The sequence below is a fragment of the Streptomyces sp. URMC 129 genome (assembly GCF_051386415.1).
Taxonomy (GTDB): domain Bacteria; phylum Actinomycetota; class Actinomycetes; order Streptomycetales; family Streptomycetaceae; genus Streptomyces.
The window spans coordinates 1-13559 of the sequence record NZ_JBPQTQ010000147.1; the positions used below are offsets into that span (position 1 = coordinate 1).

General features: G+C 69.2%; 18 protein-coding genes. 3 read left to right on the plus strand and 15 right to left on the minus strand.

Annotation, left to right across the window (positions count from 1 at the left end):
• Positions 1-39 precede the first annotated feature (39 nt).
• From ACSNOC_RS24150 to ACSNOC_RS24185, 8 genes are all read right to left on the minus strand, one after another.
• Complete coding sequence (locus tag ACSNOC_RS24150; RefSeq protein WP_436749670.1) at positions 40-756, minus strand: class I SAM-dependent methyltransferase; 717 nt, start codon at positions 754-756, stop codon at positions 40-42.
• Between the two features lie 21 nt (positions 757-777).
• Positions 778-1254: a glycine-rich domain-containing protein gene (locus ACSNOC_RS24155; RefSeq protein WP_436749671.1), complete on the minus strand. Its 477-nt coding sequence runs from the start codon at positions 1252-1254 to the stop codon at positions 778-780.
• Between the two features lie 92 nt (positions 1255-1346).
• On the minus strand, positions 1347-2207 hold the full coding sequence (locus ACSNOC_RS24160; RefSeq protein WP_436749672.1) for a helix-turn-helix domain-containing protein: 861 nt from the start codon (positions 2205-2207) through the stop codon (positions 1347-1349).
• On the minus strand, positions 2204-2725 hold the full coding sequence (locus ACSNOC_RS24165) for a DUF6879 family protein (RefSeq protein ID WP_436749673.1): 522 nt from the start codon (positions 2723-2725) through the stop codon (positions 2204-2206). Before ACSNOC_RS24165 ends, ACSNOC_RS24160 begins: the two co-directional genes overlap by 4 nt.
• The gene (locus ACSNOC_RS24170) at positions 2709-2921 is read right to left on the minus strand and encodes a hypothetical protein (protein ID WP_436749674.1); all 213 of its coding nucleotides are present in this window, start codon (positions 2919-2921) and stop codon (positions 2709-2711) included. Before ACSNOC_RS24170 ends, ACSNOC_RS24165 begins: the two co-directional genes overlap by 17 nt.
• Positions 2922-3023: 102 nt before the next feature.
• Positions 3024-3389, minus strand: coding sequence for an Mpo1-like protein (locus tag ACSNOC_RS24175; protein ID WP_436749675.1), 366 nt, complete (start codon positions 3387-3389; stop codon positions 3024-3026).
• 47 nt (positions 3390-3436) lie between these two features.
• Positions 3437-3790: a hypothetical protein gene (locus ACSNOC_RS24180; protein WP_436749676.1), complete on the minus strand. Its 354-nt coding sequence runs from the start codon at positions 3788-3790 to the stop codon at positions 3437-3439.
• Positions 3791-3824: 34 nt separating this feature from the next.
• Complete coding sequence (locus tag ACSNOC_RS24185; RefSeq protein WP_436749677.1) at positions 3825-5180, minus strand: tetratricopeptide repeat protein; 1356 nt, start codon at positions 5178-5180, stop codon at positions 3825-3827.
• 121 nt (positions 5181-5301) lie between these two features.
• Between ACSNOC_RS24185 and ACSNOC_RS24190 the strand changes: the two genes are divergently transcribed.
• From ACSNOC_RS24190 to ACSNOC_RS24200, 3 genes are all read left to right on the plus strand, one after another.
• A complete protein-coding gene (locus ACSNOC_RS24190; RefSeq protein WP_436749678.1) occupies positions 5302-5520 on the plus strand; it encodes a hypothetical protein in 219 nt (72 codons plus the stop codon).
• Positions 5517-5657 carry a hypothetical protein gene (locus ACSNOC_RS24195; protein WP_436749679.1) on the plus strand — a complete coding sequence of 47 codons (141 nt, stop codon included), beginning with the start codon at positions 5517-5519 and terminating at the stop codon, positions 5655-5657. Before ACSNOC_RS24190 ends, ACSNOC_RS24195 begins: the two co-directional genes overlap by 4 nt.
• A 677-nt stretch (positions 5658-6334) precedes the next feature.
• On the plus strand, positions 6335-7054 hold the full coding sequence (locus tag ACSNOC_RS24200; RefSeq protein WP_436749680.1) for a protein kinase domain-containing protein: 720 nt from the start codon (positions 6335-6337) through the stop codon (positions 7052-7054).
• On the opposite strand, the gene ACSNOC_RS24205 is transcribed toward ACSNOC_RS24200, so the two are convergent.
• The 7 genes from ACSNOC_RS24205 to ACSNOC_RS24235 all read right to left on the minus strand — a co-directional run.
• On the minus strand, positions 7048-7605 hold the full coding sequence (locus ACSNOC_RS24205; RefSeq protein WP_436749681.1) for a DinB family protein: 558 nt from the start codon (positions 7603-7605) through the stop codon (positions 7048-7050). The two genes, ACSNOC_RS24200 and ACSNOC_RS24205, sit on opposite strands and share 7 nt — an antisense overlap.
• Before the next feature lie 124 nt (positions 7606-7729).
• A complete protein-coding gene (locus ACSNOC_RS24210; protein WP_436749682.1) occupies positions 7730-8482 on the minus strand; it encodes a hypothetical protein in 753 nt (250 codons plus the stop codon).
• 64 nt (positions 8483-8546) lie between these two features.
• Positions 8547-9914, minus strand: coding sequence for a VWA domain-containing protein (locus ACSNOC_RS24215; protein WP_436749683.1), 1368 nt, complete (start codon positions 9912-9914; stop codon positions 8547-8549).
• Entirely contained in the window at positions 9911-10783 is an 873-nt protein-coding gene (locus ACSNOC_RS24220; RefSeq protein ID WP_436749684.1) for an AAA family ATPase, read from the minus strand. Before ACSNOC_RS24220 ends, ACSNOC_RS24215 begins: the two co-directional genes overlap by 4 nt.
• A gap of 126 nt (positions 10784-10909) precedes the next feature.
• Positions 10910-11197: a hypothetical protein gene (locus ACSNOC_RS24225; RefSeq protein ID WP_436749685.1), complete on the minus strand. Its 288-nt coding sequence runs from the start codon at positions 11195-11197 to the stop codon at positions 10910-10912.
• Between the two features lie 153 nt (positions 11198-11350).
• A complete protein-coding gene (locus tag ACSNOC_RS24230) occupies positions 11351-12043 on the minus strand; it encodes an Imm52 family immunity protein (protein ID WP_436749686.1) in 693 nt (230 codons plus the stop codon).
• 15 nt (positions 12044-12058) lie between these two features.
• The coding region (locus ACSNOC_RS24235) for a Tox-REase-5 domain-containing protein (RefSeq protein ID WP_436749687.1) at positions 12059-13559 on the minus strand (1501 nt) is incomplete at its 5' end.

A 13559-nucleotide genomic window follows, 5' to 3' on the forward strand; every position in this document is an offset into this window, starting at 1 on the left:
CCCGGCCCCCCCACGCGGTCCGGCACCCCCACGCTGACCTCACGGTCCCTGCGGTTCGCCACGGTTTGCCGCCCCGGTGCTGGCGGGTGGCTGGTGGCGCGGCCGGGTGGCGGTGACGAGCATGGTGTCGAGGCCGTCGCCGTCGGGGGCGGGGATGATCCGGCCGGTGACGGCCTCGAAGGCGTGAGACGTGAGGATGCCCCTCCACATGTCCGGGGTGTAGGCCCAGCGGCGCAACGGCACGGGCCGTCCGCCGTTCGCCGGATGTACGTAGGAGCCCTGGCAGCCGTAGCAGCCCTCGATCGGCGGATGGTGGGAGAACGCGAGGATGCCCCCGGGGCGCAGGCTTGCGCGGATCAGCGGCATCAGAATCGCGGGATCGGTGAACCATACGGCCCCGAACACGGAAAAGACCGCGTCGAACTGCTGCCCTCCGGCCCCGAGGTACGCGGTCGCCTCGTCGCACACCAGATCCAGCCCCGGGATGTCGCCGAACCGCTCACGAGCCCGGTCGATCCGGGACGACGCGACGTCGAGCCCGACCGCCTTCGCCCCGAGCCTCGCCAGATGCGCGATGTTCCGGCCGCTGCCGCAGCCCAGTTCCAGGACTGTCTCAGGGGAGCCGAGCACGTCCGCACCGGGACCGTGATCCGGGTGGAGGGTCCAGTTGAACCAGGTCACCTCCCCGGCGGCGTTCCGCTCCCGCTCCGGCTTGTTCCGCTGGGCCTCCGCGTAGACCTCCCACGCCTCACGCACGTACCCCTCCTGTCCTGCTCGCTATGGCTTGTTCGGACTGTTCCCACACCCGCAGTAACACTGTGTGCAGTCGGCCGGAGCGGCTGGCCAGAGTTCCTCATCGACCGAGAACCCGGCCCGCCGCACGGCGTCCAGAGTCCGCTCGCGCCGTGCGGCGATTGAGCTGTGTGGCGTGGCAGCTCGCACGGCTGGGTCGGTCGGCGCGTGGTGGACGAACGCACCGGCCACCCGCTGACAGAAGTCCGCGTAGTCGCGGGTATGCAGGATGAAGCTGTGCCAGCCGATGTCCACGACACCGCTGGGAGACAACGGCTCGCGGCTCCTCGCGGCGGCTACGACGAACGCGGTCGTCTGGTCCACGATTCGCTCCGCGAAGTCGTGACTGAATTCCGGGTTCTCGCGGAGAATCCGGTCGACCAGCCTGGCGAATACCGGAACGGTGAGCAGGGTGCGGGGATCAAGGAAGGCAGTGGGTGGAGCGGCAGCGGCATCGGGCATGGAACTCTCCTTCCACACAAGTTGGTTTCTGTTCCTGCCCTGAAGCATGTCCATAATCCCCGGAGAATGCCACCGCTATGCACGTTCCCGCATCATTCGCCGCCGGCCTCGGTGCGGAATTCGTCGGCCCAGCCCTCAAGCAGGCGCCGGGCCGCAGGACCTGACTCGGCGTGCCGCTGGAAGAAGTCGAACAGCGCACCATAGTAGTCGATGTCCTTCGGGTCCCGGAGCACAATCCGGCCGGAGAACACCTCGATGGTGAGAAGGGTCCGGTCGTAGACGGTGAAGGTGTGGAAGGGCATTTCAGGGATCGTCCGCGAGAGTGGAAGCACGCCGATCCACACGTTGGGCAATCGGGAGAGAGAAGCGATCCGGTCGAGTTGCAGAGCCATGACCCCGGGTGGAGCAAGCCGCCAGCGAAGCGCGGATTCGGTCAACAGGAATTCGAACCGTTTGGAGTCATCGTGCAGGATCGCTTGCCGCCGCAGTTTCAGCGCGATCGCGCGGGAGACATCCACCTTCACTAGGTCCACCGCAGGGGACATCGCCACGCGCATGTACTCGGGCGTCTGGAGCAGTCCGGTCGGGATGGCGGGGAGGAAATACCGCAGCCGCGTGGCCTTGGCCTCCAGAGAAGTGAGTTCCTGCTGAACGGTGTGCAAACCCTTGCGGGCCCAGCTCCGGACGTCTTCGTACTCCGTGTTGGCTCTGCGGGCCAGACTCACCAGGTCGTCGGCGGTCTCGTCATCGACGCCGAGAGCTTTCAGCATCAACTGCACGTCCACCACAGTGGGAAGCGTGCGTCCGGTCTCGATACGGGAGACCTTGGACTGACTTATGCCGCAGCGGACGGCCAGCCGTTCCCCGGACAGGCCGGAGGCGATCCGCAGGGCCTTCAACGCCTCGGCGAGATCTTTCCGGTCCTGTCCAGCCTGCCCGGGGTCGACGGTCAACGTGCGAGGTACTCCGCTTGATACTCAGCGACCGGCACCGAGTGCTCGATGGCCAGTCGTTTCCATGCCCGGTACTGCTCCAGATCCGGGTTGTCGAGCAGGAAGCGGCCGATCTGGCGTCCCTCGGCGTCGTATCGCATCTCCACGACGTGATCGTCCAGCATCCAGAAATCCTGCTGCGGGAGTCCGGGGTTTTCCCGATCGGTGAGATCGAGGATCCGGATGTCCTCTCCGGCTCGGGAACTGTGGGCGTAGAACGCCATCTCGAACCGCAGGTAGTCGGTCAGCGGCCGGGTCAGGACATGGACGCGCCCGATGGTCCGCCCGGTGCTGCGGAAGTGGCGCAGCCGGACAAGCCATTCGTCGTCATCCGCGACGGGAAGCTTGCCAGTGGCCAGGAAGTGAGCGAACTCCGCCTCTTCTTCGGGCATCTGGTAGACGGGCTGCGTCTCCAGCCGCCAGGCATCCCGCTGGTAGGCGTTGAAGAGCTGCGGCCAGTCCTCACCATCCAAGCGCACGGAATGCCTCCCTGAGTACCTGTTCGGGGATTTCGACCACCGCTTCGTCATCGGGTGTCGGCTGATCAACACGGCTGCCTTGGACGGCGATCGTGCCATGGCTCGTGGTGTACACACCGGGGCAGTCACCGCGGTTGCAGTTTGGTTCGTCCTCTTCGCTCTGGCATGGCCCGCCGGCGATCAAGCGCAGCTCCATCGTGGTCCCTTCCCCTCAGTGGTGTGACCAGGAGTGACCATAGGGGAGCGGTCAGTGCGCCGACAACGGCTATGCGCGTTGCCGCATAAACGTGAGCGCGGTCTACCGGCGGGGGGCGTCCTCCGGGTGCTCGGCCAGCCACTTGGCCGCGATCTCGGACAGTTCCGCGTCGCGGCCCGTGAGCATCATGCGGATCATCTGGGCGTCGCCGCGCAGCGACCACGCCGGGTGGCCGAAGGTGGCCGGGTTGTTGCCCTCGATGAGGAAGTGCGCGGGCCAGGCCATGCCGTAGCCGATCAGCGGCAGCCCGAGCAGCAGCCGGGGCCGCCGCCGGACCGCGCCGTAGGCGGTGACGGCGAGGCCGGTCAGCGTGCCCGTGAGGTGGATCCACCGGGTGGTGGCCTTGGAGTGCATGGCCACGTAGTACGGCCAGAACTCCTCGTACGACTGGAATCGTTGTTCGGACATACGGGCACACTAGCCGCACGGCGGCGTCCCCCACAGGGCGACGCCGGTCACGCTCCTTCGACGGCCTCGAAGATGTCCGCGTCGGTCTCCCGCTGCCAGCTCGGCAGGTCCTCCCAGTCCGCCACGTAGCTGGGCTTGGGCGCGTCGAAGTGCTTGTGGATCTGCGCGATCCAGCAAAGGGCGACGAACCGGCCCTTCTGCTCCCGGCTGAGCTTCCCGGTGTTCTTCCCGCTCACCTCGATGAAGTCCCGCACCTGCCCCTCGACGGCCGCTGCCGCCTGGCGTTCCCACTCGGGAGTCTCGCTCCAGGGCGCGACATAGCTCGGCTTGGGCTCGCCGGGATAGTGCTTGCGCACACCGGAGATCCACGTCTCGCGGAAGAGCCGTCCTGGCTCGTGCATCAGGGAATGCCCTTCTCTGGTCTTCTGGCCCGGTTCAGACCGATGTGGTGTGCCGGCCGTTGGTCTCCGCTTGAGCGCGCTCGTACAGCGCGCGTGCGGTCTGGTTCGTGAGGTACGGCCGGAGGCGGGACTTCATGGCGGCCACCCGTTCGTCCGCCCGGCCCGAGCGCACCAGGGGGTATTCGTCCAGGACCCGGCCCCAGGTGGCGCAGGCAGCCTCCAAGTGGCCGAGTTCCAATTGGCGTTCGGCCAGGAAGCAGCCGAACCGGACTGCGGACACGCGGGTGTCGGTCTGGTCCCGCAGACGGAAGTGCAGCTTCAGGGACGACACGCTTCCGGCCACGTCGCCCAGGCTGTAGCGGACTTGCGCCGTGGTATAGGCGAGTGTCGCGGGCGAGAAACCCCAGACCGGTACGGTCTGACTCGCTGCCTGGTCGATGGCCACCTCGGTGTCCCGGATCGCTCGGAGTGCCGCGTTCCGGTCACCGGCCACGGCGTAGGCATGGGCCTGCTGGCCCGCGAAGAATGCGCGTTTCCGGGGCACGGCTGTGGGGATGGCGGCGGCTGCCGCGTCGGCGAGCCGCACTCCGAGGCGTCCGTGCCCGAGGTCCGTGGCCTGCACGGACATTCCCCGGAGAACCTGGCAGTACGTCGCGTGGTCCTCGGCGCCGCCCGCGATCTCCAGCGCCTTTACGTAGTACTGCTGGGCGAGCCCGTGATGGCCCTCGTCCACGGCCATCCAGCCCGTGAGGTAGCAGAGGAACGCGGAAGCGGTCCCCATCGCTTTGCGGACTTCGTCCGGTCCGTCTGCCCGCAGATACGGTCCGACGTGGTTGACCAGGAAGCTGGCCGCCAGTGGCCTTGCATAGCCGCCGCCGAAATCGGCATACATTCGCACCAGTTGGTCGGAGACCGCGTTCACAGCCTGAACGTCGGCCGTGCCGATGCGCGACGCGCGGCCGGTCGTGATTGCTGTCAGACGATCCATGACGTCGGGCCATCCGGGGATGGTGAGCGCGGCGGAGAAGGCTCCGGCGCTCAGCACCCCCCGGCGGGTCGGGTCCATGTCGCTCCTTCCGAGTTCCATCAACTCCTCAACGAGATTGATACCCGGGCGAGCGTTAGGACGCGTGATCGGAGCGGGAAAACCGATATCGGCGTACGTGAGAGGACGATCGAGCTTGCGGGCCAGCGCCTCCAGGATGAACGGCCGCACGGTGGAACGCGGCATGGTGCCGCCGAGCCAGTTGCTCACGGACGGCTGGTCATAGGTCGTCGTGAACCCGGCCTCTGCCGCCACCCGGTTGATGGTTCTGGCGAACTGCGCTTCGCCCATGCCCGATTCGGACAGGAGCCTGGCCAGCCTGACGTTTGGCTCACGCTTGCCCATGCGGTCACTCCTGACGCGCGATTCTTGATGGTTTGATGCCCCACCCCGCCGTTTCCGGTACCGCCCGACATTACCTCTCGGTTGTGATGGCTGCACACCCCGTAACGAAGGAGAGGTGGGCATGACTGACCGATCCCCGCGAGTGGGAGAGCTGGCACGGGACGCGAGCCGTGACGAGGTCGGCGTCTACATGGGCATGGCCGGACCCCACCTGATGCTGCGGCCGGTCAACGGCGGGCTGGAGTGGCCGGTTGCGGGAAGCGATATCCGGCTGCTGGCACTCGAGGAGGCGCAGCGGGAGCGGCTGCGGGCCAGGAGTCGTGGGGAGGTGAAGCGGTGAGTGACGAGGCGGCACCGCGTGAGGAGCCGGAAGAGCAGGAACCGGTCGAGGAGAAGCCTTCGCTTCAGGAACTCTGGCAGCGCAACGCCGAGTTGGGACAAGCCATCGACGAACACCTCGGCCGGGCCCGCCCATGAGGCCGCCGAGGAATGAGCCGTGCCCGATCAGCGCGGACGAACTCCGGCGGCGCTATCTCGTGCGGAGACAGTCGGCGGCGAAGATCGCCCGCGAATTCGGCGTCTCCGAATACCGCGTCACCAAATGGCTGCGCGAGGCGGGAATACGCACGAGAGGCCGCGCGGAAGCCAACCGGCTCAGTGGATTCAACCGTCACGGACGCATGAGCCTTTGAGCCGGTCGGCGAGGCCGTGGGGGCGGCGCACGTTCTCCGCCCGGGCCGGCGTTCACCGCACCCGTCCCGGCCTGCGCTCACGCCGGTTGTGGTGCGCGGGAGCCCGGGCAATCATCCACAGGCACGTAACCACTGGTAAGGAGACGACCACATGACGGCGCTCGGCCTCGTCCTCCGTAACGGAGACCAGAAGCAGCCCGGCGACGATGACCCCACCCCGCCGGGGCGGACGCCCGGTGACGCCGATGACGGCCGCGACTACGCCGCCTGAGCGGCAGTAGCCTCTGACGAACGTGAGCGACGCGGGTCGGCCGATGCCTCATGCGGCCGGGCCGCCGACTTCCTGACGACGGATAGCCAATGAGTGACGAGCCATACGAACTGACCGAGGAGATCGCGGCCTTGGTCTCGCCTCGCTCCACACGTCTCATAGCGAACCGGCGCGGTTCCACTGTCTGGTGGGTGGCCGGCGAGCACGGCCGGCACGCGGTCAAACTCGGCTATCCCTCGCGCACGCACGCGCACACCGCGCTGGCCCCCGCGCGGGAAGCACACATCCTTCAACAGCTCGGACGCACGGGAACCCACTGGGGTGAGTGGGCACTCGGGACATGGAGTGTCCAACCATGGCACGCCGGGGACAGCCTGTGGCACCTGTGGGAGTCCCACCGGGCGGGCGAGGAGCCGCGGCGGGATATCGACGCCGACGCACTGCGCTGTGCCCGGGTCCTGGCCGATCTGCACGCGGCCGGATGGGTGCACGGTGACGTGCAACCGCTGCACTTCCTCCTCTCGGCCCATGAGACGCGGTTGATCGACCTTGGTCTTGCCCACGGGGGCGACGTGCCGCAGGCGTACGACTTTCCGCACCGTGGGTGCCTCGTGCCCTACGAGAGTCCGGAGATCTCCCGCAGTGTGCTGGACTCCGGGACGGCGGTGCCCACGCGGGCGTCCGACGTGTTCGGGCTCGGCGCCAGCCTGTTCATGAGTGCGACGGGGCTCCGGGCCATCGACTTTCCCCCGGACGCGGAGCGTGAGGAACAGCGGCGCGTCATCGCGCAAGGACGGCACCGGGACGTCGGTATCCCGGGCCGACTCGGCAGGGTCATCGAGGCCATGCTGAGCCCGGAACCCGGGGGGCGGCCGACTGCTGAGGAAGTCTGTGCGGCGCTCCGCTACTGACCGACGCGGCCGTCGATGCGTTCGCGGAGGAAGTCGGCGTGGCCGTTGTGGCGGGCGTATTCCTCGATCATGTGGACCAGGACTTCGCGCAGTGTGATCGGTTCGCCGTCGTGGTCGCCGGTGAGGTCGAGGGTGGGGGCCTGGGCCGTGAAGTGTTCCGCGAATTCGACCTCCGCGCGCCAGGCGGCCCAGGCGTCCGCGACCACCTCGGGGTCCGCGACGGCGCCGTTGAAGTCCGCGTCGCGGTCGTCCTCCGTCCGGTAGCGCCGGGGGGCATCCTGGCCGGCCAGGACGCGGCGGAACCAGGAGCGTTCGACGTCGGCCAGGTGGCGGACCAGGCCCAGCAGGGACAGGTTGGACGGCTCCACCGAGCGGCGGGCCAGGGCTTCGGCGTCGAGGCCGGAGCACTTGAGTTCGAGCGTCGTGCGCTGGTCGCGCAAGTAGCCGACGAGGGTGGCTCGTTCGCCCTCGAAGCCGCCTTCGGAGCGTGGGTCCTCGTCGGGGTGGAGGAACATGTCCCACCACCCGAACCGTCTCTCGGTGTTCGACATACCGGTGAGCATCGACGGTCCGTGTGGGATGCGCCACAGGTTTTCCGGGAACGGCTCCCGCTGTTCACCGCGCCGACGCGGGCGGGCGACGAGCCGGATCGGCTGCCGCTCGCTCGGCGTCGTTTCAATTCAGCAGGAACGCCTGGATCTTCATGAACTGCTGGACGACGAGCGGGGACGGGACGCCGCCGTCCCAGTCGGTCATCGCCGCCGTGTGGAACAGCGCGAGCGTGGAGCCGGCGCGGACGACCGCGTACCAGCCGGGCTGAGTGCCGTCGCCGAGCAGTTCGAACGCCACCTCGTCCTCGGCCAGGTCGGGCGGCGGCAGCTCGGTGACCGACGTGAAGTGCAGGGCGCCGCCGTCGAAGCCCTCCGCGCAGTCCGCGACGGCGGTGCGCAGGTCGGCCATGATCTGCTCGGCGTCCGCCAGATCGTAGGAGGCGAGGATGACGGTGGTGGCCGTGCCGGCGGCGTCGCCGGAGATGCCCGTGGCCAGGCGGCCGGTGATCGCCACCGGGGCGGGGTCGAGCGCGAAGAGGCGGACGTTCTCGATGGGTTGGCAGGAGGCCGGGTCGGCGGCCGTGCCGTCGCGGTGGGTGACGGGCAGGTCGTCGAACTGGAACTCGGCCAGGTCGCCCTGGGCCAGCAGCACCTCCGACAGGTCCGCCTCGGTGAGGGTGTCCGGGGACAGGGCCGCCGGTTGCTCTTCCGATTCTTCCGGCTCCTCCGGCTGTTCCTCCGGCTGCTCCTCCGGAGCGGAGTCCCCGGCCTGGTTCGGTTTCTCGGAGCCGCCTCCGCCGCAGGCGGTCAGCAGGGCCGAGGCCGTCAGTGCGCAGGCCGCCAGGGCGACCGCCGTCCGGTGTGCGCGCAGCGTCATCCGCATTCCCTCCCCAGAACCAACACCCTTGTGTGGCAGGGGAGATGGTAGCGCCTCATGGGCATCACACGGGCAGCAAGCGGGTGATGAGGGCGCTGAGCTGCTGCACGTTGCGGCAGGCGTGCATCGGGACCACCTCCGCGTAGCGGAGGGCCGCCGAGTCACCGGTGCCCCAGGAGGAGGGCTGCTCGGGGTTCAACCAGTGGACGCGGCGGGCCCGTTCGCTGATCCGGCGCAGGGCGTCGAGGTTGGGGTCCCCGCCGTTGGTGCGGCCGTCGCCGAGAATGAACACCGAGGTGCGCGGGCCGACCGCGTCGCGGTGGCGGTCCGCGAACTCGGCGAGGGCCGAGCCGTAGTCGCTGCTGCCGTGCCAGCCGGTCACCGCCGCCTCGCCGAGGATGCGGGCGCCGAGGCGTTCGGGGTCGGCCGCGCCGACGGTGACCAGCCGCGTCACCTCGTCCGTCCGGTTGACGAAGGCGAAGACCCGTACCTTGCTGAACTGGTCGCTGAGCGCCTGCACCAGCAGCATCGTGAAGTTGGCGAAGCCCGCGACCGAGCCGGACACGTCGCACAGCAGCACGATCTCCGGGCGGGCCGGACGACGGCGGCGCAGCACCGGCCGGACCGGGACGCCGCCGGTGGACAAAGAGCCGCGCAGCGTGCGGCGCAGGTCGATCCGGCCCCGGGCGGCGCGGCGGCGGCGGGCGGCCAGGCGGGTGGCGAGCTTGCGGGCGAGCGGGTGCACCGTCCGGCGCAGCTCGGCCAGTTGGGCGCGTCCCGCGATGAGGAAGTCGACGCGGTCGGCGGTGGGCGCCAGGCCGCGCTGGGCGACCTGGTCCGTGCCGCGCCGCTCCGCGACCCGGCGGCGGGCCTCGGTACGGACGCGTTCGCGGAAGTCCTCGATGCGGCGCCGGATCTCGTCCGCCGCCAGCCGGTCCGTGAAGCCGCCCCCGCCGCCTCCCGCACCGGCGCCGGTGGCGGCGGCGAGGACGCGGGCCAGCAGCGTTTCCGGGCGCAGCCGGTCGAGGGTCTGGTAGGCCGACCAGCCGTCCGTGGCGGGGGAGGTGCCGTACTGGCCGAGGGCGTCGACGGCCTCGGCCGCGAGCCGCGTCAGGGCGGCCTGGTCGTTGGTGGCGAGCGCCTCGGCGAGCTGCTCGCGCAGCGTGGCCCGGTCCTTGGGCGCGCCGTCCGGGGCGCCGACGCCGAGCGGGAAGTAGAGGTCGAACACCGGGTCGAAGACGGCGCGTTGGCCCTCGTTGTGGAGCAGCGCGGCGGCCAGGCCCGCGCGGGCCCGTTCCCGGTCGGCCAGGCCGAGGACCTCCAGCACCCGGGCGGCGTCGATGGTCTCGCCGGGGCCGATCCGCATGCCGTGCGCGCGCAGCGTCCGCACCAGGCCGGTCAGCCGCTCCGCGAGCCCCGCCGGGACGGTCACGGGGTGTCCAACTGGAGCTTGCCGGTGGCCTTTTCCACGTCCTCCTGGTGCTTGAGGATCACGCCGAGGGTGTCGCGGACCAGGCGGTCCTCCAGGGTGTCGGCGCCCAGGGCGAGGAGCGTGCGGGCCCAGTCGATGGTCTCGGCGACCGAGGGCACCTTGCGCAGGTCCATGGCGCGCAGCGCGGCGACGACCCGGACGACGGACGCGGCGAGCGCCTCGCCCAGGCCCGGGACCTTGGTGCGGACGATGCGGCGCTCCAGCTCCTCGTCGGGGAAGCCGAGATGGAGGAAGAGGCAGCGGCGGCGCAGCGCCTCGGACAGCTCGCGCGTGGCGTTGGAGGTGAGGACGGTGAACGGGCGGCGGGTCGCGGTGATCGTGCCCAGCTCGGGGACGGTGACCTGGAAGTCGCTGAGGACTTCGAGCAGCAGGCCCTCGACCTCGACGTCGGCCTTGTCGGTCTCGTCGATGAGCAGGACCTTGGGGTCGCCGCCCCGGATGGCGGTCAGCAGCGGGCGGGTGAGGAGGAACTCCTCGCTGAAGATGTCGGTGCGGGTCTGGTCCCAGGTCTCGTCGCGGCCCGCCGTGATGCGCAGGAGCTGCTTGGCGTGGTTCCACTCGTAGAGGGCGCGGGCCTCGTCGACGCCCTCGTAGCACTGGAGGCGGATCAGGCGGGCGCCGGCGACGGTGGCGACGGACTTGGCCAGCTCGGTCTTGCCGACCCCGGCCGGGCCCTCGACCAGCAGCGGCTTGCCGAGGCGGTCGGCCAGGAAGACCGTGGTGGCCACGGCGGTGGAGGCGAGATAGCCGGTCTCGGCCAGTTTGACGAAGACATCGTCCACGGACGTGAAATAGCCGGTCCCGGTCATGCGCCCCACCACCACCTGCCGTCGAGTGCGGCACTGCCGGTCGCGCAGAGCCTCCCCCCGATGTTACCGGCGGGGAACTTCGGTGGACAGCACCCGCCGCTCGGCCGCGGCGGCGGGCGAGCGGGGTCACTCGGGCGGCATCGGCTGATCTGCCCGGTCGCCGAAGAGGTGCGCGTAGAGGTCGCTCATATAGGCGTAGAGCGAGTCCTCGTCCTCGAACTCGACCGACGTGAGGTCCTCGTACGTGTCGGTGTCGAGCTCACGGTGCTCCAGGAGGTGCGCGAAGCCCTGCTCGACGGCTTGGACATAGGAGCGGTCGAACGCGTGCAGGGTGCTCCGTAGGGTTCCGCTCGTGTCGTACGCCTGTTCCTGGTCGAGGTAGATCCTGATGAACTTACGAAGCTCTTCCCTCATGCGTAGTCCAGACGGTGTGTGTGGGGGGGGGTGTCACGGGCGGCCGGGCCGACGAGGGGCGTTTCGGTGCCTGCGGCCCGACCGGCGCGGAGGAAGGGAGGGACCCCGTGGCGGCGCGGCACCCGTACAACGCGATCCTGCGCACAGATGGCCTCAGTGAGTGGCCGAAAGGAAATTCACCACGCTCGCGAGTTGCGCGTCGGAGACATTCAGCGGATCGGTGCCCGCAGTGACGAGGACACCGCTTGCGAACGGCTCGACCGAGACCTCGGGACGATTTTGCGTCGACGACCCGAGTTTTCCATCCAGGTAGGTGAGCCAGCCTCCGACCGGCTGCCCCGGGGCGGTGCGCTGACGTTCGCGCATCGCGTAGCTCGCGTACGTCGCCCACGTCGGGCTCCACGCCTCCACTACGGCGCGGAAGACTGCTCGGGCGACATCCGGCTCGTACAACTCGGTCGCGGCCTCCAGCGGTTCCGGCAGAGTCAGCGTGAAATAGTTCATGACGGAATTGGTCGCGGGATGTGCGCCACACGTGGTGCTGAGCGATACAGCAAGTGGATCCCTGTTCCAGAGCGACGCGCGAAAGCCGAGTTCGTCGATGGTGTCGCCCCCGATGTCCGTGCGGCTTCGGCCAGCCAGCAGGAGAGCCTCAAGGGCTTCATTGTTGACGGTGATGGCCTCGTTGGAGGCTGCTGCCTTGCTTTTGCCCTTGCGGAACCATGTCGCCAGGGCAGGATGCGTTGTACCGAGACGCTGGAGACAGTCGCCCAGCCGTGCCGCGCATTCACCGGCCGATTCGGCTCGTGGTCCCCAGTAGGCGCCTAGGTAGAATGTGTCTGTCATGCCTCAAACTTCTCTCTAGGGCGAGTGCACGATATTGATTCCGAAAATTCCGCGATCGGCGAGGAGATTCTGTATCGCCGTGGCAGCACCTGACTCGGCGACATGCCAAGTGATCGGCGTGCTTCCGGCTGCGTAGAGCTGGCGCTGTGCCTGATCTGCTAGGCTGTCCGCGCCATCGTACCAGGGCTGGAATTGGCCATTCTTTGCGAAATTGGCGTATCCGGGTCCTTTGGCGTCCAGAAGTTTACCTTCCTGGTAGCCATCGAATTTCACCCCATGGACGATGTAGCTCATTCCCTCCGGAATTCCGGTGATTCTCGCCTGGTAGGCGGCTGCTCTCTCGGACATGGATTCGTTGACGGCCGCCCACTTGCCCGGACCGCCCTGGGTGTCCCCGGGGACGGGCGCATCGGATTGGCCGACCGCGTGGTCGTCCGTGACAACATCGTCGGCCTCCGCAGTAGGTGCCGGTGATCCGTCCGGTGGCGACTCCTGCTCGACGGGTTCCTCCGGACTCTGGTCGGGGATATCGCCGTGCGGGGGAGCGGATTCCTGGCCCTCAGCTTGTGGGGTGCCCGGTGTCCCCGGGGCGTCCCCCGCCTGGTGCTCGTCGGCTTTCCCCGATGTGGGTGGCTCGGCTTCGGTGTCTGCCGTTTCTTGGGCGGATGCGTCGGCCCTGTCCTCCTCAGGTGGCTCCGGTGCGGTGACGTTCTCCGGAGATGGTTCGCCATCTCCGGGTTGGCTGTCCGGTTCTTCCTCGGGGGGGTCGTCGCGATCGCGTCCGGATTCGTCGTCGGCCGCGACGGGGGATTCGGTGGGGGCTTGCTCGTCGGACGCCTGCTCCTCGGCGGCGTCGTCGGTCTCAGCCTCGTCGGTCTGTTCTTCGGAGCTCGGGTCTTGGGCCTCCGTCTCGTCCGGCGGGGGCTCCGCCGCGGGTTCCGCGTCCAGGTCCTCGGCCGGGCCGGTGGCATCTTCCGCGTGTGGCTCGGAAGGCGGTTCGTCGTCGGGGCCCTCGGTGGTCGCGGGCTGGGTGTCGTCCGTTTCCGGTTCCGGATCCTCCCCCTCGTCCGGGGTCTGTTCCGCTTCCTCGGCGGGCGCGAGTGCGCCCTTCTCGTCCGCGGTGTCGTCGAACGTGGCGTCCGGGTCCTGCGCTTCCGCGGCTGGTCGGAGGGGCTCCTCGGTGGCCGGTGGGTCGTCCGCCTCCTCCTGCGGGAGTCCGCCCTCGTCCGGCGGGGCGGTCTCGCCGGTGTCGGTCTCCGCGGTCTCCTCGGCGGGCGGGGGTTGCTCCTCGGCCCCGAGGAGGGCTTCGCTGTCGTTCTCCTGAGGGGGGTCGCCGTCCGTTTCCGCCGGGGGTGGCTGGTCGTCGGTGTCGAGGAGGGCTTCGCTGTCGTTGGTCCGCTCCGGCGGTTGTTCCTCGGCGAGTGGGCGTTCGGCGTTCTCCAGTTGGTCGGCGTCCGCCTCCGGCGGGGCCTCCGACGTCTCCGGGGTGTGCTCGGCGGGCCGGGGTGTTTCGGGC